Origin of the sequence: Leeuwenhoekiella marinoflava DSM 3653 (assembly GCF_900129005.1) — a bacterium.
Lineage (GTDB): Bacteria > Bacteroidota > Bacteroidia > Flavobacteriales > Flavobacteriaceae > Leeuwenhoekiella > Leeuwenhoekiella marinoflava.
In genome coordinates, this window is record NZ_FQUN01000006.1 from 147,481 (window position 1) to 169,079 (window position 21,599).

Consider the following 21,599-nt stretch of genomic DNA (forward strand, 5'->3'; position numbering starts at 1 on the left):
TTTCCAATAAACCAAAACCAACTAATGAAGAATTTTTTATTTGTTTCTGCTGAAAACGATGCCCTTGCTGATTGTAAAGCCGGCGGAATGGCAGATGTTGTGCGAGATGTACCACGTCAGCTTGCAGCAACTGGAGATCAGGTTCATGTTATTGTACCTGCCTACAATAGACTTCACAAAAAGGGACGTTTAATAACAGAACTTAAATTCAATATTAGAGGGGAAGAGACAGTTGCAGAGCTCTATGAGGTAAACCCTAAAAAAGAGTACTCAGGTATTACGCATTATGTGATACATCACCCGGAGATTGTAGAAGGTAATATAGCTCATATCTACAATGACGATCCTGAAGAACCTTTTTTTACCGATACTGTTAAGTATTTTATCTTCAATACAGCAGTAGCGCAAGCTATAAAACAAAATATTTTTGATCATATAGATGTCGTGCATTTACACGACTGGCATACAGCTCTTTTATTATTTCATAAAAGATTTCATCAAGATTTTACAGTATTGAAACAAAGCTGGTTTGTATATAGCATACATAATTTGAGCTTGCAAGGAATACGACCACTCAATAACAATTTTGCTTCATTGAACAACTTTTTCCCTGAAGTAGGCTATGAATATGACATTGTAAAAGATGATCGTTATTATGATTGTATAAATCTAATGGCAGTGGGAATTCGACTCGCTGATGAAGTACATACGGTTAGTCCTTCTTATATGCAAGACATAATGAAGCCGAGCCACAAACCTGAGTTTATAGGGGGCGAAAGCCTGGAGGAAGATCTGAAAAGAGCTTTTGCTGAAGGAAGACTTCACGGAATATTAAACGGTGTAAATTATCAAAATATGCGTGTCGCTCAAAAAGGGAAATTATATCCTAATGTTTTACGTCAGTTATTTAAATGGATTCAAGAAGAATCAAAAAAATACAAAGCAGATATTCTTGCCAATACTGGAGAAAAAGTTGTTGATCTTATTGAGAACCCTCCCAGTTTTGTGGTTTCTAGTGTTGCCAGAATGACCGAGCAAAAATTCTATTTTTTTAAACAAAAACCTGAAGCATTAAAAGAAATTTTAAGAAAGCTTGAAGCTCGTAACGGGATATTTATTTTACTAGGTACTGGAGAACCGGAATATGAAACGCTTATGCGTGAGATAAGTTATGAGCATCCTAATTTCATTTTTATCAACGGTCAGTCTGAAGACATAATAGATTCTATCTACTTAGAATCAGATCTTTACTTTATGCCTAGTCTCTTTGAACCTTGCGGCATAAGTCAGATGCTGGCGATGCGTAATGGGGTTTTGTGTTTGGTACACCATACCGGCGGACTCATAGACACGGTTAATTCAGATGTAAATGGATTTTCATTTAAAGGGGAGTATATCGATGAAACAATATCAAATATGGTTGCTTCATTTGATACCTGTATGAGTGTATATTTTGAAGATAGACCCAAATGGAATAAAATGAGACGCAAAGCGAAAGCTGTACGTTTCTCTTGGGAGAATTCTGTTAAAGAATATTATAGTAAGCTGTATTCCTATTAAGGAAACAATCTGGGTTTATATTATGAAATTCCATTAAACAGGAATACTTATTTTAACCGAAGATCCCTTGCCTATATCCGACAAAATAGACAATTTAGAACCTATAAGTTTACTGCGTTCTTTAAGAGTTTTCAAACCTAGACCACTATTAAATATGTCAGAATTGGTATCAAAACCATCACCGGCATCACTAATCTCTATCAAAATACTAGATTCTTTCTTTAGAATGGTCAATTCTGCAGAATCTGTATTAGAATATTTGATCATATTATTAAGCGATTCTTGTATCATTCTATACAAATGAATAGCTCGGTCTTTAGTCAGTAAATCGTCTACATTTTCAATACTTTTTGAAAAATTTATTGTTGTATTCTTATCTACTTCATCTATCATAATAGTTACTGCTTCAGAAAAACCAAATAGATCAAGATTGGCAGGATGAAGATTCTTTGTAATTGTACGCAATTCCTTTAAAGATTCATCTGCCAGATTTTCAATACCTTCTGTTTTATCATCAAGCAATCTTCTTTTTAGCAATACCAATTTTTGCCCCAAACTGTCATGCAATTCTCGCGCAAGTCGCGACCGCTCATCTTCTTGCGCAACTAGTAACTTATGCGAATAATCTTGTTGAAGTTTTGTTTTTTCTTTTGCTGTTTTTCGAGAGCGATAGAGCAAAATGAGTCCAAGGACACCGGCAGAAATTAGAATACTGAAAATTAGCAATTGCTTTTGTAGCTTACTTTTTGCATTAAGCAAGTCAATGTCTTTTTTCTGAGTGTTAATTAAGTTTTCCTTTTTTTCAGTCTCGTAGAGCGTTTGATAATAGGCTAAGCTTTGAATTTTTTTAACCGAAGAAATAGAATCTTTTAATTTATAGTATTCAATCAAATAATCATTTGCTTCAGCTGGTCTGTTGAGTTTATTTAAAATGTTAGCCATCTTCAGTTTTGAAAGATAGCGATCAAGAAATGAATTATTTTTTAAGGCAAGTTCTTCAAATTTCTTTGCGCTGGTCAATGCTTCACTATAGTTTCCAAGAGCCTGCTGCATACTTAAGGTTGCGATAACAAAATACATTTCATTAGGCGGGTTTCGGTAATATTCAGGACCGTTAGTGAGCTTCTTATAATAGGATTCTGCGAGTTCGAGAGAATCATTATCTGCATAAGCAGCTGCTAGAGCTGCAAATACTGGAGGCTCCATTGCTTCCTTGTATTTAGAGAGATTGGTATAATAAGCAGCTTTTTTTAAAGAGGCAATACGCTCAGCTTGATTATCCGCTATATTAAAATCTTCGGCAGCATTGTAATATAATGGAATTAAACTCCCATAGCTTTTTGTTTTTTCGGCTAAAACTTGAGACAGTTTCCTATAATTAGCAGCTTCATTAAAGAAATTATTCTTAGCAAATATCACGGCTAATGAATTTAAAGAACTCATTATATTGAAGGTATCTTTTTCTTTCTCAAATAGCGTTTCTGCTTTTTGATAATCAAAAACAGCTTTGCTAAAGTTACCTTGATCAGATTGTAACTGCCCGCGGTATAAGCATATAAAACCCAGTAAATGGTTGAGATTGTATTTTTCTGCAGTCTGCTCAGCTTTGTTGTAAAACTTCAGTGCACGCTCAGTATTTCTCAAAAAGTAATAGCTATCAGCAACGTTGAGATAAAGCCGGGTAATTGATTTACCGCTGGTTAATTGTGGGATATACTTTTTAAAATCCTGATAAATTTCCTCTCCTTTTTCAGGGTTCGTAAGTATGCTATTCTGATGGTAGATTCGATTTGCAACATATTCTCCTGCTTTATTGAGAGAATCTAAACTTATAGCATATTTAATGGTATAATTAACTAATGAATCATATTGGAATTCTTCATCGTAATCGATGTAGCGCTCAAGACTATCCAATAATTTTAAATGGGCAGCTCCCGACGTATTCTCAAGTTTTTTTTTGAAGAATTGAATTTTTTCAACTTGGGTTTTAGATTCTTGAGCAGAACAAAAAGCATAAAATAGGATGAAAAATAATAGTAAACTTCTATTAAGCATAAACTCATTTTGTGATGCCAATTTACAGCAAAATTTAGAAGATTTTATAATGCTGTTCTAGTTTTGAGCTAAATATTTAGTACTGCCATGAAATCATTATTCGATTCATATTCAAGTCATTACTATTTCGTTATATGTTAAATTTTAATATTCTCTCAAAATAATTACGTCTAATTACTTACTTTAATACGTATAAATACTTATATTTGAAATGTAAATACGTAGCTAATGAGAAAAATAGTAGTAGTTGGTAATGGAATGGTAGGATATAAATTCTGTGAAAAGTTGGTAGCTCACCCAAATTTTGAAGCCTATCACGTGGTGGTTTTTGGAGAAGAACCAAGACCTGCTTATGATCGGGTACATCTTAGTGAATATTTCTCAGATAAGTCTGCAGATGAATTATTGATGGCTCCGGTAAACTGGTATCAGGAGAATAGTATTGAGTTACGCACTTCTGAACTCGTAACTGCAATTGATCTGGAAAATAAAAGCATAAAAACACATAAACACACCGTTCTGGATTATGATTATTTGATACTCGCGACAGGATCTTCACCTTTTGTTCCTCCTATTAAAGGTTCAGATAAGCAAGGTGTTTTTGTTTATAGAACTATTGAAGATCTGGATGCTATGAAGAGCTATGCTTCTAAGATTAAAATGGTTGGTAAACGAAGTGCTGCTGTTTTAGGAGGTGGACTCTTGGGTCTTGAAGCAGCAAATGCAGCTAAAGAACTAGGTTTAGATGCTCACGTAATAGAGTTTGCGCCGCGTTTGATGCCGCGTCAATTGGATCAGGCAGCTAGTAATATGCTTCAGTCTAAAATTGAAAGTCTGGGAATAGGTATTCATCTCAACAAAGCTACAAATGAGGTTGTGGGTGAGGAGCGAATAGAACGTATGGACTTTGCAGACGAGACACATTTAGATGTAGATATGCTAATTATTTCCGCAGGAATTAGACCCCGTGATGAACTGGCTAGACAGAGCGGAATTCAAGTAGGTCCTCGTGGCGGAATCTATGTAAATGAAAAAATGCAGACTTCAGATCCTAATATTTTTGCAATAGGTGAGGTAGCACTCTATAATGAAGGTATTTACGGACTTGTTGCTCCCGGTTATGAGATGGCAGAAGTAGCGGTTGAGCAAATCACGGGTGGAGATAAATGTATGGCAGCGTCTATAGATATGTCTACGCAGCTTAAACTCATAGGTACAGAAGTAGCTTCTTTTGGAGATCCTTTTGTAGAAAACCAAGATATAGTTGCTATCACTTACGAGAATAAGCAAAGCGGAATTTACAAACGTATCAACGTAGCTAAGGATGGTACCCGATTGTATGGAGGTATTTTGGTAGGAGATTCATCTGATTACAACACGTTATTTCAGATTTATTACAATGTGATGAAACTACCTGAAAACCCTGAAGATTTAATTCTAGGTTCCAGAGGTGGAGATAGCATTTTAGGGAGTGTTCTTGATTTACCTGATACAGCTCAGATTTGTTCATGTGAAAGTATTTCTAAAGGAGAAATTTGTAACAGTCTGGAAGAAGGAACTTGTGCTGATTTAAAAGACATTATAAAATGCACTAAAGCAACTACAGGTTGTGGCGGTTGTAAACCGATGGTTGTAGATCTGGTAAACGAGACTTTAAAGTCTTTAGGAAAGGAAGTAAAAGACATGATTTGCGAGCATTTCAAGTATAACCGTCAGGAGCTTTACGACCTGGTTAAGGTCAAGAAAATTGAAACATTTGAAGAAGCTTTAGCTACCATTGGTAGGGGTTGTGGTTGTGAAATTTGTAAGCCGGTTATGGCTTCGATTTTCTCGAGTATTTATATGGATACGGCAAATAAACAGCCTGTTATTCAGGATTCTAACGACCGTTTTTTAGCAAATATTCAGCGAAATGGAACGTATTCTATTGTTCCGCGAGTTCCCGGCGGTGAGATTTCCCCAGAAAAATTAATTGTATTGGGAGAGGTTGCTAAAAAATACGACCTCTATACTAAAATTACAGGAGGACAGCGTATAGATTTGTTTGGAGCCGAATTGCACGAACTTCCTTTAATCTGGAAAGAACTTATAGATGCTGGTTTTGAGAGTGGTCACGCGTACGGTAAATCCCTGCGTACGGTTAAAAGTTGTGTAGGTTCAACCTGGTGCCGCTACGGAATGCACGAGTCGGTTTCTTTTGCTATTGATATCGAAAACCGGTATAGAGGTTTACGGTCACCACATAAATTAAAAGGTGGAGTTTCAGGATGTATCAGAGAATGTGCTGAAGCGCGAGGGAAAGATTTTGGACTTATCGCTGTAGATGGTGGCTGGAATCTTTATGTGTGCGGAAATGGGGGTGCTACACCTAAACATGCGATTCTTCTGGCAGAGCAGTTAGATGATGAGACCTGTGTTAAGTATTTAGATCGTTTTTTAATGTTCTATATACGTACAGCCGGCCCGTTAGTGCGTACTGCGCCGTGGTTAGACAAACTTGAAGGCGGTATAGATTACCTTAAAAAGGTTGTTGTAGAAGACAGTTTGGGTATTGCAGCAGAGCTTGAAGCAGAAATGCAAGGTCTGGTTAATAAGTATGAATGTGAGTGGAAGCAAGCTGTTGAAGATCCTGAAATGGCAGCCAGATTTAAGCACTTTGTAAATTCTGAGGATAGTGATGATACGATAGAATATGTTGCGTTACGAGATCAAAAAATGCCAAGACGCTGGTAAAATACTAATTACAAACAAACAACCTGATGGAAGAATTACTCAATCAATATAAAACAGTTACTCAAGATAATGCAACAATCTGGTTTAAGGTAGGTAAAACAACCGACTTCCCAGCAAACGGCGGAGCTTGTATTAAGCATCAAAACAAACAAATTGCGGTTTACAATTTTAGCTTAACATCAAGCTGGTACGCTTGCCAGAATTTGTGTCCACATAAGATGGAAATGGTTCTTTCGCGTGGTATGATTGGTGATAGGGAGGGAATTCCAAAAGTTGCCTGCCCCTTGCATAAAAAAACCTTTTCGTTAGAAGATGGTAGTAACTTAAATGGGGAGGATTATAAAATCGCGGTTTATCCTGTTAAAATTGAAGATGAAATGGTGTATATTGGTTTTGCTGAATAACAAACCAAACTTATGACACTACTTGAGCAAGCTATAGAAGCAATAGATACAAAGAACTCAAAAGATCCTAATCTAGAACAATCTGAAGGTACAATGGTACCCAAAGAACTTTTATATTCCCAAAGAATGACAGCTCATTTACTCGCTTTTGAACCCGAAGCTTCAGAAGAATTACAAGTTGCAGCACGCGCGCAACATATCTGCCGTTGGAAAAGTCCGCGGGAAGATTATCCTATGGATCGTATCGGTTATTTAAAATGGCGGGAAGATCTTAAGAAAATGCACGCAAAACTTACTGCTGAAATTCTTGAGGACTTAGGCTTTGAAAAAGAATTTATTGACCGCGTTCAGTTTTTGATCAAGAAGAAACTCATAAAAAAAGATGACGGTTCACAAACTCTTGAAGATGTGATTTGTCTTGTTTTCCTTCAGTACTATTTTGAAGATTTTGCAGCTAAACACAAAGAAGGTAAAGTGATCGATATCATTCAGAAGACCTGGGCAAAAATGTCACAAAAAGGTCAGGCGGCTGCTTTAAAACTACCTTTAGGTAAGACTACGTTAGAACTTGTAGGTAAGGCTTTAGCCTAAAATAATTATGGCTTCTTTAGATCAAAAGACCTTTAATAATCTCAGGCGTTTATACATAATCGCTTTGAGTCTCATCGCCCTTTCCGTATTGATTAGTCAGGTGCTGGTGCATAAATTTTTAGACTCACAGACCACAGATTCTACGGTTATAAATATTGCCGGCAGACAGCGTATGTTGAGTCAGAAATTGACTAAAGAAGCCATACAGCTTGCGCAATATCAAAACGCTCTACAAACCTCCTCTTTAAAAGACAGTCTTTCAGCAACTCGAGAGATTTGGTACAAAAGTCATTTAGCGCTGCAAAAAGGTAGTGACAGTTTACAAATTCCCAAAAACAACACTGCAGCAATAGAAGCTTTATTTCAGAAAATAAATCCGTATTTCGATGCTGTTTATAATGCTTCAGAAACACTGATTAGAAGTTCAAATTCATCATCAATTGGTGAAGGTGAATTTGCTTTAGAAACCATACAGGCTAATGAAGGCTCATTTTTAAAGTTGATGGACCGTATTGTAAACCAATATGAGACCGAGGCTGAAGCAAAGATAGAAAGACTACGCACCTTAGAGACTTTGCTGGTAAGTTTGACCCTACTCATTTTATTGGCTGAATTTATTTTTATTTTTTGGCCTACAGCAAAAGCAGTTCGTACAGGTATGTTAGAGTTGATCACAGCAGAACGCAAGGCACGTAAAATGGCCCGTGACGCAGATGCATTGACCGAATCTAAAGAAAGATTACTGTGGGAGTCCAGAGCCTTAAATCAGGCAATGGATAAAACCTTACTTTTTGTTAGAACAGATTTAAATGGAGTTATTCTACATGCTGGCGAGCAGTTTAAAAAGCTATTAAAACAGAGTTTTTTTAAGCAAAACACAAAACTAGCTGAGATTATTTCCATCAACGAAGTCGAAAAAAATACTTTCGAAAAAATCCTTTTAGAAAATAAGCGTACCGGCTGGCAAGGAGAAATACGGGCGACAGCTCCTGGTGGGAGAGCTCTCTTTCTAGAAATGTCTTTGCTTCCTTTTTTTAAAGGAAAAGAAAACAACGAACTATTGATCATTTTTCTGGATGTTACTAAACGAAAAGAGGCTCACGATGAGATAGCACGTTTGACAAAATCTAATTTTGAAGAACGTATTACCCATCAAAAAACTATTTCAAGACAGATTATAGAGAATCAGGAACAAGAACAAAACCGCATTGCTCAGGATCTACATGATGGGATCGGGCAGATGCTTACCGGTTTAAAGTTTACATTAGAAAGTATAGATCTTAAGGATAAAGAGAAAGCCCAACTTAAAATAAACAATTTAAAAAGTTTGTCTTTAGATATCATTAAAGGAATACGTACCGCAACGTTTAATTTAACACCTCCAGAATTAACAGATCACGGTCTTATTCCCGCACTTACAAAGCTTTGCAAAGAACTCAGCAATTTAACAGGTAAAGTTATTCAACTTCAAAATAAAACAGATTTTAATCTTCGACTAGATACTTTAGTGGAGATCAATACCTATCGCATTACACAAGAAGCGATAAACAATGCAATAAAATATGCAGATTCAAAATTTATCCTGATAAGTATTAGACATAGTATAAATCTCTTAAGTATAACCATAGATGACGATGGTAAAGGTTTTGATATGGATAAGACCAGAGATAAACGCAGAGTTGATGGCGGTATGGGAATGACTTTTATGCAGGAGCGAATGAACTATATTAATGGTAGACTTTTTGTAAATTCGGAACTTGGTAAGGGGACCCGAATAACCCTAAATATTCCTATAGATTAAATAACTTTTTATGGAGACTGAGATGCTTAAAGTGGTGTTGGCTGACGATCACGTTCTGGTACGTGATGGTATTAAGGCTTTGTTAGAAGATGAGGAGAATATTATGGTTCTTGATGAAGCTTCAAACGGAAAAGAAGCTCTTCAGGTAATTAAAAAGCAACAACCCGATATTCTTATTGTAGACATTCGTATGCCAGAGATGAATGGTATTGAAGTTGTACAGGCTATTAAGAATGAGTCTATAAACGTTAAAACTCTTGTTCTTTCTATGCACGATAGTGAAGAATATGTGCTGCAATCTATTCAGGCCGGGGCAGATGGTTATTTATTAAAAGGGTCAAGTAAAGAAGAGTTCTTAAAAGCTTTACATACTATAGAAGGCGGTGATAAGTATTTTGCAGGTGAGTTATCTTCTATTATCATAAATAACTTTGTAAATGGTAAGACCGCTACACCTGCTAAGGAATCTAAAGAGGCTATCGCTCAGGAATTTAGTTTGACTAAAAGAGAGCGCCAAATACTGGGTCTGGTTTTAGAAGGAAAAAGTAATAAAGAGATAGGAGAAGAATTGAATATTAGTAAACGAACTTCTGAGGTTCATCGCTTTAATTTGATGAAAAAGCTTGATGTTAAGAACCTTATGGAATTAGCGAATAAGGCTTCTGAGTATAATTTAATGTAGAACTAATAATATTTTAATACTGAATTTACTAATTCAGTAATTAAAATCAAGAATACTTAAATATTCATATTTCTAAATACTACGTATTTTAATTAAGTATTAATACTTATTTTTGTAAGTATAAACACTTAATTATGAAAATAACATTCACTTCAGCAAAGGCTACCCGCCTTAATTTAAAAGATTTTAGCAGCATTCCCATGCGAACGTTTTGGATTACTTCTTTTGCATTCTTTTTGTGCTTTTTTGCATGGTTTGGTATTGTTCCCTTTATGCCAGATGTGGTTCGAGATTTAGGTTTAACTCCGGCTCAGAAATGGAACTCGGTTATTTTAGCTGTTTCAGGAACCGTATTTGCTCGTTTAATTATAGGTAAATTGTGTGATAAGCATGGGCCTCGTCTGTGTTATACCTGGTTACTTTTGTTGGGTTCAATTCCTGTAATAGTGTGCGGACTTGTAAAGACTCCGTTTCAATTTTTAATTTGTCGTTTATTTATTGGTTTTATCGGTGCGAGTTTTGTTATTACGCAGGTACACACTTCATTAATGTTTGCTTCTAATATCGTAGGTACTGCTAATGCTACTTCTGCAGGATGGGGTAATATGGGAGGTGGAGCAAATAGACTCATAATGCCACTAATCGCTACGGGAATTATAGGACTTGGGGTCGCAGAGGCAGATGCTTGGAGAGTTTCACTAATTATCGCCGGTGTAGTTTGCTTTCTAATGGGAATTGTGTATTTCTATTTTACAAAAGATACTCCTGAAGGAAACTTTAAAGAACTTAAAGCTCAGGGAAAAGAAATTAAAGGGAAGAAAAAAGACGAAGTTGGTTTTCTGGAAGCCTTAAAAGATTATCGGGTATGGATTCTTTTTATCGTATATGCGGCTTGTTTTGGTATCGAGTTAACCGTTTATGGTACTATGGATGATTATCTGCAAAATACGTTTAGTCTAAATAGAATTACTGCAGGAAACATTGTGCTTTCCTTTGCATTGATGAACTTATTTGCTCGAACACTGGGAGGTTATTTTGGAGACAAATTTGGTAAACTAAAAGGCTTGCGTGGAAGAGTTCTATTCTTGGTAGCTATTCTGGCAATAGAAGGTGTGATGCTCGTTACTTTTTCAGCTATTACAAGTTTGGTGGTTGGGATTATCTTCTTAGTGGCATTTAGTCTTTCGGTTCAAATGGCGGAAGGAGCAACCTTCTCAGTAGTACCTTTTATAAACAAAAAAGCAATCGGATCAATCTCAGGAATCGTAGGTGCAGGAGGAAATGTAGGAGCCTTTCTAGCCGCTATGCTTTTAAAATCTAAGTCTGCTGTTGCAGAGCAAGCTGCGCTTAATGCTAATGAAGGTGCAAGCGAAAAAATTGCAAAACTAGCACAATCTGAAGCTGCTGCAGCTGCGGTTTCAAGCGGTTATTTTATAATAGGAATTCTAGTTTTTGTAACAGGAATTCTAGCGCTTACTATTAAATTTTCTACTGCGGATGAGAAGAACGCTGCAGCTGACCAAGTTATTCCAACGGAAGAAAATTTACTTCCATCAAATGCTTAAAAAAGTAATCTCATAATCTTTAATTCATAAAGCTTATGAGGTTTTTTTATAAGATTCGTAAATTGAATCGAATCGCTTTGAAACTACCTGAAAATCTTTAACCTTAGTAGTAATTGAATCGCAACCATCGCATAAAACTCTCCTCATTATGATAGAAAAAACCATTAAATCAACCTGTTCTTATTGTGGTGTAGGCTGTGGTTTAATCATCAAAAAAGAAGCTAAAAATAAGGTGATGGTTGAGGGTGATCCAGATCATCCTGTTAATAGAGGTATGTTGTGTTCTAAGGGTAGAAATTTACACTACGTAGTAAATGATACTTCAGATCGGTTGCTCTATCCACAGATGCGATGGAGTAGGTCACATCCCTTAGACCGGGTTGATTGGGATACGGCTTTAACAAGAGCTGCTCAGGTTTTTAAAAGTATAATCAAGCAGCACGGTCCTGATAGTGTAGGTTTTTACGTTTCGGGACAATGTCTTACCGAAGAATATTACATAGCCAATAAACTGGTAAAAGGTTTTTTAGGTACCAATAATATTGATACCAATTCTAGGCTGTGCATGAGTAGCGCTGTGGTAGGATATAAGAAAACCTTCGGTGAAGATTCTGTTCCCATCGCTTACGCAGATATAGAATTAGCAGATTGTTTTTTGATTACCGGCGCCAATCCGGCGTATTGCCATCCTATTTTATTCCGCAGATTAGAACAACATAAAGAGAATAATCCTGATGTACAAATCATTGCTGTAGATCCACGCCGAACCGACACTGCTGCTTTTGCAGATTTACATTTGCAATTGATACCGGGTACCGATATTATTCTTTATAACGCCATAGGTAGACGATTACTTGAGCAAGGCTTAGTAGATAAGGATTTTATAGACAATCATACTGAAGGTTTTGGTTATTACAAAGAGCAAGTAAAAAAGCTTTCTTTGAAAGAAGCCGCAAAACTGTGTGGTGTTCCTTTGGCTGATATAAAAAAAGCAGCAGACATTATCGGTGTTTCTAAAGGGTTCATCAGTATGTGGGCTATGGGTTTGAATCAGAGTGTGGTAGGGACTAATAAGAATTTTGCATTACTCAATTTATCGTTGATCACAGGCCAGGTAGGTAAACCGGGTTCTGGTCCTTTTTCGCTTACGGGACAGCCCAATGCAATGGGTGGTCGCGAAGTAGGAGGGATGGCTAATTTATTAGCAGTTCATAAAGATCTGATGAATCCAGATCATAGAAGGGAAGTTGCTCAGTTTTGGGGTGTGAATGAAATTTCAGGTAAACCGGGATATACGGCTACTGAAATGTTTGAGGCCTTAGATAGCGGTAAGTTAAAAGCGGTATGGATTATTTGTACAAATCCGGCGGTAAGTTTACCCGATGTACGCCGTGTGGAGAAGGCTTTAAAAAATGCCAAGTTTGTTGTGGTTCAGGATATTTCTAACAAATCTGATACGTTAGATTTTGCAGATTTGGTACTTCCGGCCGCAGGATGGTTAGAGAAAGAAGGAACGATGACCAATTCTGAACGTAGAATTTCACATCTGCCTCAAGTTGTAGATGCTCCCGGTGAAGCCCGTCCTGATGTAGAAATCTTATGTGATTTTGCTCAGAAAATGGGCTTTCGTGGATTTAAATATTTCAATGCGGAAGAGATTTATCAGGAGTACTGTGCGATGACAAAAGGTACTAATATTGACATTTCATTTTTAAATTATGACCGCTTAAAAACAGAAGGAACTTTTCAATGGCCTGTAAACGAATACAGACATACCGGTACACCCAGACTTTTTGAAGATAAAAAATTCTATACTCCATCACAAAAGGCAATTTTCAATATCCCATCAACTATAACCAACAGGTCTATTCAACCAGACACAAATTACCCGTTTATACTAACTACAGGGCGCGTTAGAGATCAATGGCATACGATGACAAAAACGGGTAAGGTTTCCCGTTTAAAAACCCATTATCCTACTCCGGTTGTTGAGATAAACCCTGCTGATGCTTTCGCTCTTAAAATAAGAGAAGGGGATGTTTGTGAGATCACGAGTGAGAATGGAAATGTTAGGGTAAAAGCAAATCTTACTGATAATGTGAGAAAAGGGGTGATTTTTTTGCCTATGCATTGGGGTAAAAAATTAGATAGTGATCTCAATCGCTCCAATAACCTGACTCAAAATATGGTTGATCCGCAGAGCAAAGAGCCTGATTTTAAGTTTACCGCTGTTCACATTGAAAAATACCGGAAAAGACGTGAAAAAATAGTGGTAATAGGTTCTGGTGCAGCTGCATTTCGGTTTATGGAGAATTACCGCGAGTTGAATACTGTAGATCAAATCACCGTTTTTTCTAAGGAAGAGCATGCGTTTTACAACCGGGTTTTATTACCGGAATATATTACCGAAGAATTAACCTGGGAGCAGTTGCTGAAGATGAAAGCAAATCAGTTGAAAACTTTAGATTTTAAACTTTATCAGCAAAATCCAATCATTGAAATAGAGAAAAAATCAAGAACTATCAAAGACAGTCGCGGTATCTACCACACTTATGATAAACTGATAATTGCAACGGGTAGCCGGGCTTTTGTTCCTACTGATATGCGATTGGATTTAAGCGGAAGGTTTACAATGCGTGATAAACAAGATGCAGACCGTTTTAAAACCTATCTTGATAATACCAAAATTCCGGTTAATGAGCAACGCGTGATTATAGTGGGTGGCGGACTTTTAGGCTTAGAACTTGCTGCTTCGTTGAGGCACAAAAATGTGAATATAACCATTATTCAGCGGTCGTCTTATTTGATGGAAAGACAGCTGGACACCGTATCCAGTCGTATGCTGTCAACCAATGTGCAGGAGCGGGGTATTCAAATTTATTTTGATAATGAAGTAAGTACGGTATTTGATAGTGAAGAACCGCATACGCTAGAAGTAACACTTAAAAGTGGTAAAGTTTTAGAAGCTAATGCCATTGTTTATGCAATAGGAACGCGACCTAATATTGAAATTGCGCGACTGGCCGGCCTTCAAATGGGTAAAGGCGTACGGGTTAATGAGTTTTTACAGACTTCTGACAGCAATATTTTCGCTTTGGGAGAAATAGCAGAATTCCAAAATCAAACCTTTGGGATCACAGCTGCAGCTGAAGAGCAAGCTAATATTCTAGCTAATTATATCACAGGAGACATAAGTATGAGCTATGAGGGATCAACACTGATGAATATCTTAAAATTTGAAGATCTTGATTTGTGCAGCATCGGTACCATCAATATTCCTAAAAATGATCCTGCTTATGAAGAGGTGATTTTTATGGATGTCGCTAAGCGTTATTATAAGAAATGTATCATTAAAGATGATTTGCTTATAGGTGCAGTTTTGATGGGAGATAAGCAAGAGTTTGCAGAATTCAAAAACCTGATAGATAGTAAAATTGAATTGGCTGACAAACGCGATCAACTTCTTAGAGGTTCAGCCAAACAAGCTCCTGTTAAAGGTAAACTCATTTGCTCGTGTAGTCAGGTAGGTTCTGGTAATATTGAAGAAGCAATAGCTTCCGGTTGTACAGATTTTACAGCTTTATGCAATCAAACCGGAGCAGGTTTGGGATGCGGTAGTTGCAAAACTGAAGTCCGTGAGATTTTAACCGAAGTAAGCGCAGCTGTATGATACAAGATTATTCAAGAGTAATTGTAAAAGGCGGAGTGCTTTCGCCGGGCGAACTAAAATCTATTTTAGAAGTAGCTGAAGGTTTAGATCTTAAAACTGTTGCTTTTGGCTCCAGACAAGATATCCTGTTTTTAACTGAGTCTAAAGAAGATTTAAAAACAGATAAACTAGAACTTGTTACTTCAGAAATGAAAGGCGTAGAGAACATTGTTTCCTCATATGTTGCCAGTGACTTATTCAACAGTACTCCTTGGCTTACGGCAGACCGCTACTTATATATATTAGAGCAATTTCAGAGTACACCGAAGCTAAAGATCAACATAACAGACCCCAAACAACGTTTAGTACCATTATTTACAGGGCATCTCAATTTTATTGCTTCAGAATTTGAAGATTACTGGTACCTCTATTTGAGAATGCCAAATTGGGAACAAACACAAATGTACCCCGTATTGATTTACAGTTGGGATCTGGCTCGTATCGCCACAATTATAGAAAAATTAGTACGAGAAGAGCCTGATACGGTGACAATGGTTTTTGATCTTGTCATTGATGCAATAGATTTAAACAGCCGTACAGTTTCAAATCCACTCGAGGTTGATTTTTATCCGTTTCCCTATTATGAAGGAATGAATCGTATGCGATCGGGCAAGTATTGGTTGGGCTTGTATTGGCGAAATAATCAATATGACGTTCAGTTTTTAAAAGCGCTTTGTGATTTATGTGCAAGTTCAAGGATTGGGAAACTATCATTAACCCCCTTTAAATCATTTATCGTAAAAGGAATTCCGGCAGAAGATAAACTAATTTGGGAAAAATTCTTGGGCTTATCTGGTATCAACGTAAGACACAGTATGCTTGAGTTGAATTGGCATTTACCGGTAGCAAACACATTGGCGCTTCAACTTAAAGAGTATCTGGTGGGGGAGTTTAATAAAAATGATATTAGTACGTATGGTTTAACTTTTGGGATCACAGATTATAAAAGCAGCACCTATTATTTCACTTCCATAGTAATAGAAAAGAATAAACATGGAGAGCTTCCTGAACCTTTTAAAAACAGAGATACATTTAATATCCTCTACGCACGTAATTTTGACCCAAATACGTGCGATTATATTGTTCACGTTCAGGATGTAGATCAGGTAGAATTACCTGATTTATTGATGGAATTAAGCCGCATGTATTTTGAAAATTTAGGCAAAAATAAAAAGCCAGAAGTGAATTCTTCTATTGAAAAAAAACAAATGAGATTTGATGTTTATCAATGCGAATCATGTCAAACTATTTATGATTACAGATTTGGAGATATCACACAAAATATAAAACCTGGCGTATACTTTGAAAACTTACCGGATGATTACACCTGTTCGTTGTGTGAAGGACCTAAAGAAGCGTATAAAAAGATTACAGTTATTGATGCCCTAAAATCATAATTAAAATATGAGTTTAGGGCATCAATAACTTTACAAATTTTAGTTATCTACGATCTCAATAGAGATTGAGTTAAACGCTGGCGATAGTTTGCGCAATAACTTCCTGCATTTGCTTACGATTATTTACCACCTCACCTAAAACAATTATTGCCGGATTCCCTAGATTTTGCTCTTTATAGATTTGCGAAATATTAGCAACAGTACCTATGCCTATTTTCTCAGAATCTTTAGTTCCGTTTTGAATAATTGCAACCGGTAGTTCATTTTTATGTTCTGCTTTATAAATCGCTAAGATTTCATCAAGCTTGCTGGTTCCCATCAATAGCACCACAGTAGCATTACTTTTTGCAGCAAGTTTGACATCGTTAGATAGTTTATGGGCTTTAGTTGTGCCGGTAATCACCCAGAAACTTTCTGAAACGCCACGCTTTGTAAGTGGAATTTGCTGTAGCGCAGGTACTGCCATACAAGAAGAAATACCCGGTATCATTTCAGAGGGAATTCCATTTCTTTCTGCGTATTCCATTTCTTCAGAACCTCTTCCAAATATAAAAGGGTCACCTCCTTTTAAGCGTATAACAGTTCCTTTAGTTTGCGCACGTTGTACGATAAGCTCGTTTATTTGTTCTTGCTGATACACATAACAACCTTTCCGTTTTCCTACAAAAATCAACTCTGCTTCGGTAGATACGTGCTTCAATAACTCAATATTAACCAAAGCATCGTATAACACTACAGCAGCGGTATTTAATGCTTTTACAGCTTTAAGTGTAATTAATTCCGGATCTCCGGGACCTGCACCAATAAGAATAAGTTTTGAATCTATCATACTTCACACTGTTTAGTAATTAATTTTTTCAGATTAAAACTTGATGAATCAGTAGAGTACGATTCTCAAGTTCAAATTTTCCTGCATATATACTCAAGCATACGTGACTCTATTCTTGAATACTGTGTTATAAAAATAGAAATTTCTACGTATAAATACGTTTATATACGTATTTATTTTATTTATAATTAAGTAATGTGTAATAATTTATATAAAACAAACAATATAATTAAGTATTAGTACTTAATTATATTGTTTGAAATATATTTGAATTGTCAACTTTCACTTATTATCCATTATGAAAAAAATCACATTACTTTTTAGTCTCTTGATCTTTAGCGTTTTTAATAGCATTGCTCAAGAATTTAGTTTGGATGCAGATTTGCGCCAGCGCTTTGAATACCGTCACGGCTTTATAACCCTGTTTCCTGATGCTGCTGATCCTGCAGCTTTTGTAAGACAGCGTGCACGGTTAAACTTTAAATACAATTCAGAAAAACTCAACGTCTTTATAGCTATTCAAGATGTAAGTACTTGGGGAGATACACGCCAGATCTTTCCTACTGATGGCAATGATTCATTTATGCTTTTTCAGGCTTGGGCAGAATTGGACTTAGATGAAAACTGGTCAACAAAATTAGGAAGACAGATTATAGCATATGACGATCAGCGCATCTTTGGTGGTTTAGATTGGGCTATGCAAGGGCGTTTTCATGATGCGGCGCTCTTAAAGTATAAAAAGGCAGATGTGCAATTTGATCTTGGTTTTGCTTTTAGTCAGCAAGGTGAATCTGTTTTAGGAACTACGTATAATGTTCTGGGTTTTTTTACCTATAAAGCAATGCAATACGGATATTTTAAGAAGAATTGGGAAAAATCTTCTTTAAGTTTATTAGCCTTGAATACCGGTTTTCAAAGATTTGATAACAGTACATCCGCAGTCGCAGATGGTGTTTATTATACCCAAACAATAGGATCTTATTTTACATTTCCTCTAGGAGCTGTAAATATTTCCGGAAGTGCTTATTATCAATTTGGTGATGCCTATCCTGTAGACGAAAGTTTATCAGCTTATCAGGTTGCACTTAATGCTACTTATAAAGCCGGAAGTACGCTTCTTGGGGTAGGTGCCGAATTGTTAAGCGGTTCTGATCAGGGAAGTACAGATCATAAATCGTTTTTTCCCTTATATGGTACCAATCACAAATTCAACGGTTTTATGGATTATTTTTATGTGGGTAATCACGCCAACAACGTAGGTTTAAATGACTTTCATGCTAAAGCGATTTTTAAAATCGGTAAGACTTCATCCTTATTAGTAGAAGGTCATTATTTTGCTTCAAATGGGGAATTAGCAGGCGATGCTAATAACTATTTAGGTACCGAACTGGATCTGGTTTATACGCAACCTTTGATTAAAAATGTAAAACTACAGTTAGGCTATTCTCATATGTTTGCTTCAAAAAATATGCCTTTAATAAAAGGTGGCACTACATCAGATAATACAAACAACTGGGGATGGGCGATGCTTGTTATCAACCCGAATCTTTTTAAACACAGCTTTAAGTAAAATATAGAATATTCGGACTTAACCTCGTTGTCCCAAGTTTAGTTAGCCTTTGTAATCTCATATTGCAAAGGCTTTTATTATCCGCCAATCGCGATCATACTGCGGTTATTGTTGTGCAGATCAGGGTTGGTCAATTGATCAAAGTCAGTCATCCCGGCACGTACAGCTTTCTTTTTATTGAGCGCCAGATCGATGAGATTTTCTAGTTTTTTGCCTTCGCGAAAAGCTTTCAGGAGATTTGTTTCTTCATTAGAAAAGAGGCAATTTTTCAGTTTTCCATCAGCGGTAAGTCTGATCCGGTTGCAACTGTCACAAAACGGATTGGTTACCGAACTAATGATTCCAAAACTTCCCTGAAATCCTTCAATCTTAAAATTACGCGCTGTAAAATGTTGCTCATTTGCGAGTGGTTTCAAGGCTTCAACGCCAAAATAGTCAGTCACCTGATTTAAAATTTCAGCTTGACTAACCAATTTACCTTTGTTCCATTCGTTTCCGTCAAAAGGCATAAATTCTATAAAGCGCACGTTAATGTCCCGATCTTTAGTAAGCTTGATAAAATCTACAATCTCATCCTCATTAAAATCTTTCATCAACACCGCATTGATCTTTACGTTAAAACCTTCGGTTATGAGTTGGTTAATATTTTCAAAAGCCTTTTTATATTGATCTCTTCGGGTAATAAATTTGAATTTTTCAGCATTCAAACTATCCAGACTTACATTGATATCATTTAAACCATAACGTTTAAAATCATCAATATAACGATGCGTCAACAACGCATTTGTGGTAATAGATAGTTGTATGGGCAGTTTTGATAAGCGTTTCAGAATATCACTAAAATCTTTACGAACGAGTGGTTCACCGCCCGTTAGCCGTATTTTATCAACCCCATTTGCAACAAATACTTTTGCAAACGATTCTATCTCATTTGCAGTCATCAAATTTGCCCGCGGACTCAAAGGTATTCCGTCGTGCGGCATACAATAAGTGCAACGCAAATTGCACTTTTCGCTGAGCGAAATGCGCAAATAGTTATGTATTCTGCCGTGTGTATCTGTTAATATTGGAGTTACGTTATTCATTTTTGTTGTGTTGAGCGCCTCTTAAGATTTTAAAGACATGCAATAAATGCGGAAAAACAGCATTCATAGATTCTTTTGCACCATTAGTAGAGCCGGGGAGTGCAAGTACCAGACAATTGCCTAAAGTGCCCGCTACGCTGCGTGAAAGCATCGCATACGGCATACGATCCTGACCGTATTTGCGAATGGCTTCTTCAACGCCCGGAATGCGTCGTTCTAAAATAGGCTCTAGCGCTTCCGGTGTTACATCGCGAATGCTTAAGCCTGTACCGCCTGTATAAATGAGCAGGTTTACTGTATCTGAAAGTTCCATCGCTTTGTTGCGTATGGTTTGCAAATCATCTGGAATAATCTCATATCCCTGAATTTGCACATTATGAGACTGAAGATTTTCCATAATGGCTTTCCCGGCCTTATCTTCTTTTTTTCCTTCGGAAATAGAATCTGAACAAACAATAATATGGGCACTCAAACGCGACGGATTCTGATCTCTAAAACTGCTTTTGCCTCCTTTTTTATTCAGCAATTTCACGTTGTTAATTTCGATACCTTTATCTATAGGTTTCAGCATATCATACATCGTAAGCGCAATCACCGAAGCTCCGTGCATCGCTTCAACTTCTACGCCTGTCTTGTAAATCGTTTTTATGTTTATCGCTATAAAGATGTTTAAACCTTCGATTTTGTAATCAACCGCAGTATATTCAATAGGTAGCGGGTGACAATCAGGAATGCAGGTATGCGTGTTTTTTACAGCAAAAAATCCGGCGGTCTTAGCCATCTCAAAAACATTGCCTTTAGGCACCCTATTCTTTTGAAGCGCCTCAATGGTTTCGACCTTGCTTACGGTAAGCGTTGCTTGCGCAGTAGCCGTGCGCAACGTGTTTATTTTATGGGTGATATCTACCATGTTGTTCTTATTGCTATTATCTTTTTGGTTGTATAATCATTATTTCACTGCCTACTGCCTATACAAACTGCTTTAAGTGTTCACTTTCCATTGATGGGTTTTATCCTCAAAGATCTCTTTACCGTAAATAGGCGTGCGATCTTTTACTTGATTGACTAACCATTCTGTTGCTTCATAAACTTCTTTTCTACGCTCCGCAGAAACAAAAACAAAAAAGCATACTTCACCGGTTTTGATGGTACCCAAACTGTGATAAATATGCATACAAATCAAGTCGAATTTCTCAAAAGCTTCTTCCCGAATCTCGTGCAGTTTTGCATTTGCCAACTCTTCATAGCAGGTATATTCAATTGCAGCTACATTTCTGCCGTCAACAGCGTCTGCACGTACTTGACCCAAAAATATATTATGCGCACCAATGCTTGTTTTGGTCTGGTGTTTAGCTATAGATTCCCCAATAAAATCACTGGATATGGGTCCGTTTATAAATACTTTTTTCATTAGATGGTTTAAGCGTTATCTGTTTATTGTTTAAATGATTGAAGATTATTTTAATTAAGACTTTGTAAGTCCGTTAGTAAGGTTTGCAATAACTTCAATCATTTTTTTTAATTCTAAATATTCTTGTGGATCAATAAATTCGAGTTCTTTAGCAATTATGAGTTGGTTTAATAATTCCATTTTCAAAGGAAAATTTTCAGTGCTTTT

The 21,599-nt window shown here is 36.7% G+C and carries 15 protein-coding genes and 1 pseudogene; 10 read left to right on the top strand and 6 right to left on the bottom strand.

Annotated features, from left to right (window positions below):
• Positions 1–24 precede the first annotated feature (24 nt).
• On the top strand, positions 25–1,560 hold the full coding sequence (locus BUB91_RS05520; protein WP_073098027.1) for a glycogen synthase: 1,536 nt from the start codon (positions 25–27) through the stop codon (positions 1,558–1,560).
• A 33-nt stretch (positions 1,561–1,593) separates the two neighbouring features.
• Here BUB91_RS05520 and BUB91_RS05525 read toward each other — a convergent pair whose 3' ends face one another.
• Positions 1,594–3,615 (bottom strand): tetratricopeptide repeat-containing sensor histidine kinase, encoded by a 2,022-nt coding sequence (locus tag BUB91_RS05525; protein ID WP_073098030.1) that lies wholly within the window; start codon positions 3,613–3,615, stop codon positions 1,594–1,596.
• Positions 3,616–3,843: 228 nt separating this feature from the next.
• Between BUB91_RS05525 and nirB the strand changes: the two genes are divergently transcribed.
• From nirB to BUB91_RS05565, 8 genes are all read left to right on the top strand, one after another.
• On the top strand, positions 3,844–6,348 hold the full coding sequence (gene nirB, locus BUB91_RS05530; protein ID WP_073098032.1) for a nitrite reductase large subunit NirB: 2,505 nt from the start codon (positions 3,844–3,846) through the stop codon (positions 6,346–6,348).
• Between the two features lie 26 nt (positions 6,349–6,374).
• Positions 6,375–6,752, top strand: coding sequence for a nitrite reductase small subunit NirD (gene nirD, locus BUB91_RS05535; protein ID WP_073098038.1), 378 nt, complete (start codon positions 6,375–6,377; stop codon positions 6,750–6,752).
• Positions 6,753–6,764: 12 nt separating this feature from the next.
• Positions 6,765–7,343: a DUF4202 domain-containing protein gene (locus BUB91_RS05540; RefSeq protein ID WP_073098040.1), complete on the top strand. Its 579-nt coding sequence runs from the start codon at positions 6,765–6,767 to the stop codon at positions 7,341–7,343.
• A 7-nt stretch (positions 7,344–7,350) separates the two neighbouring features.
• Entirely contained in the window at positions 7,351–9,144 is a 1,794-nt protein-coding gene (locus BUB91_RS05545; RefSeq protein ID WP_073098042.1) for a sensor histidine kinase, read from the top strand.
• Between the two features lie 10 nt (positions 9,145–9,154).
• Positions 9,155–9,826 carry a response regulator transcription factor gene (locus tag BUB91_RS05550; protein WP_073098045.1) on the top strand — a complete coding sequence of 224 codons (672 nt, stop codon included), beginning with the start codon at positions 9,155–9,157 and terminating at the stop codon, positions 9,824–9,826.
• Between the two features lie 134 nt (positions 9,827–9,960).
• A complete protein-coding gene (locus tag BUB91_RS05555; RefSeq protein ID WP_073098047.1) occupies positions 9,961–11,391 on the top strand; it encodes an MFS transporter in 1,431 nt (476 codons plus the stop codon).
• Between the two features lie 148 nt (positions 11,392–11,539).
• Positions 11,540–15,061: a nitrate reductase gene (locus tag BUB91_RS05560; RefSeq protein WP_073098049.1), complete on the top strand. Its 3,522-nt coding sequence runs from the start codon at positions 11,540–11,542 to the stop codon at positions 15,059–15,061.
• On the top strand, positions 15,058–16,497 hold the full coding sequence (locus BUB91_RS05565; protein ID WP_073098052.1) for a rubredoxin: 1,440 nt from the start codon (positions 15,058–15,060) through the stop codon (positions 16,495–16,497). Before BUB91_RS05560 ends, BUB91_RS05565 begins: the two co-directional genes overlap by 4 nt.
• Positions 16,498–16,567: 70 nt before the next feature.
• Here the strand turns inward: BUB91_RS05565 and cobA are convergent, their stop codons facing one another.
• Positions 16,568–17,326 (bottom strand): uroporphyrinogen-III C-methyltransferase, encoded by a 759-nt coding sequence (gene cobA, locus BUB91_RS05570; protein ID WP_073098054.1) that lies wholly within the window; start codon positions 17,324–17,326, stop codon positions 16,568–16,570.
• 298 nt (positions 17,327–17,624) lie between these two features.
• Between cobA and BUB91_RS05575 the strand changes: the two genes are divergently transcribed.
• On the top strand, positions 17,625–18,896 hold the full coding sequence (locus tag BUB91_RS05575; RefSeq protein WP_073098057.1) for an alginate export family protein: 1,272 nt from the start codon (positions 17,625–17,627) through the stop codon (positions 18,894–18,896).
• 77 nt (positions 18,897–18,973) lie between these two features.
• On the opposite strand, the gene moaA is transcribed toward BUB91_RS05575, so the two are convergent.
• The 4 genes and pseudogenes from moaA to BUB91_RS21455 form a co-directional block, all read right to left on the bottom strand.
• The gene (gene moaA / locus BUB91_RS05580) at positions 18,974–19,981 is read right to left on the bottom strand and encodes a GTP 3',8-cyclase MoaA (protein ID WP_073098060.1); all 1,008 of its coding nucleotides are present in this window, start codon (positions 19,979–19,981) and stop codon (positions 18,974–18,976) included.
• Positions 19,974–20,900: pseudogene (moaCB, locus tag BUB91_RS05585) on the bottom strand (bifunctional molybdenum cofactor biosynthesis protein MoaC/MoaB); the annotation flags it as partial. The pseudogene moaCB and the gene moaA, both read right to left, overlap by 8 nt.
• A 63-nt stretch (positions 20,901–20,963) precedes the next feature.
• The gene (locus tag BUB91_RS05590) at positions 20,964–21,392 is read right to left on the bottom strand and encodes a molybdenum cofactor biosynthesis protein MoaE (protein WP_073098065.1); all 429 of its coding nucleotides are present in this window, start codon (positions 21,390–21,392) and stop codon (positions 20,964–20,966) included.
• A 54-nt stretch (positions 21,393–21,446) separates the two neighbouring features.
• A complete protein-coding gene (locus BUB91_RS21455) occupies positions 21,447–21,572 on the bottom strand; it encodes a four helix bundle protein (protein ID WP_262490529.1) in 126 nt (41 codons plus the stop codon).
• Positions 21,573–21,599 lie beyond the last annotated feature (27 nt).

Coding starts and splice junctions, on each gene's coding strand:
- BUB91_RS05550 (WP_073098045.1), top strand. CDS start 9,155: ATGGAGACTGAGATGCTTAAAGTGGTGTTGGCTGACGATCACGTTCTG.
- BUB91_RS05560 (WP_073098049.1), top strand. CDS start 11,540: ATGATAGAAAAAACCATTAAATCAACCTGTTCTTATTGTGGTGTAGGC.
- nirD (WP_073098038.1), top strand. CDS start 6,375: ATGGAAGAATTACTCAATCAATATAAAACAGTTACTCAAGATAATGCA.
- nirB (WP_073098032.1), top strand. CDS start 3,844: ATGAGAAAAATAGTAGTAGTTGGTAATGGAATGGTAGGATATAAATTC.
- BUB91_RS05525 (WP_073098030.1), bottom strand. CDS start 3,615: ATGCTTAATAGAAGTTTACTATTATTTTTCATCCTATTTTATGCTTTT.
- cobA (WP_073098054.1), bottom strand. CDS start 17,326: ATGATAGATTCAAAACTTATTCTTATTGGTGCAGGTCCCGGAGATCCG.
- BUB91_RS05590 (WP_073098065.1), bottom strand. CDS start 21,392: ATGAAAAAAGTATTTATAAACGGACCCATATCCAGTGATTTTATTGGG.
- BUB91_RS05545 (WP_073098042.1), top strand. CDS start 7,351: ATGGCTTCTTTAGATCAAAAGACCTTTAATAATCTCAGGCGTTTATAC.
- BUB91_RS05565 (WP_073098052.1), top strand. CDS start 15,058: ATGATACAAGATTATTCAAGAGTAATTGTAAAAGGCGGAGTGCTTTCG.
- BUB91_RS05520 (WP_073098027.1), top strand. CDS start 25: ATGAAGAATTTTTTATTTGTTTCTGCTGAAAACGATGCCCTTGCTGAT.
- BUB91_RS05555 (WP_073098047.1), top strand. CDS start 9,961: ATGAAAATAACATTCACTTCAGCAAAGGCTACCCGCCTTAATTTAAAA.
- BUB91_RS05540 (WP_073098040.1), top strand. CDS start 6,765: ATGACACTACTTGAGCAAGCTATAGAAGCAATAGATACAAAGAACTCA.
- moaA (WP_073098060.1), bottom strand. CDS start 19,981: ATGAATAACGTAACTCCAATATTAACAGATACACACGGCAGAATACAT.
- BUB91_RS21455 (WP_262490529.1), bottom strand. CDS start 21,572: ATGGAATTATTAAACCAACTCATAATTGCTAAAGAACTCGAATTTATT.
- BUB91_RS05575 (WP_073098057.1), top strand. CDS start 17,625: ATGAAAAAAATCACATTACTTTTTAGTCTCTTGATCTTTAGCGTTTTT.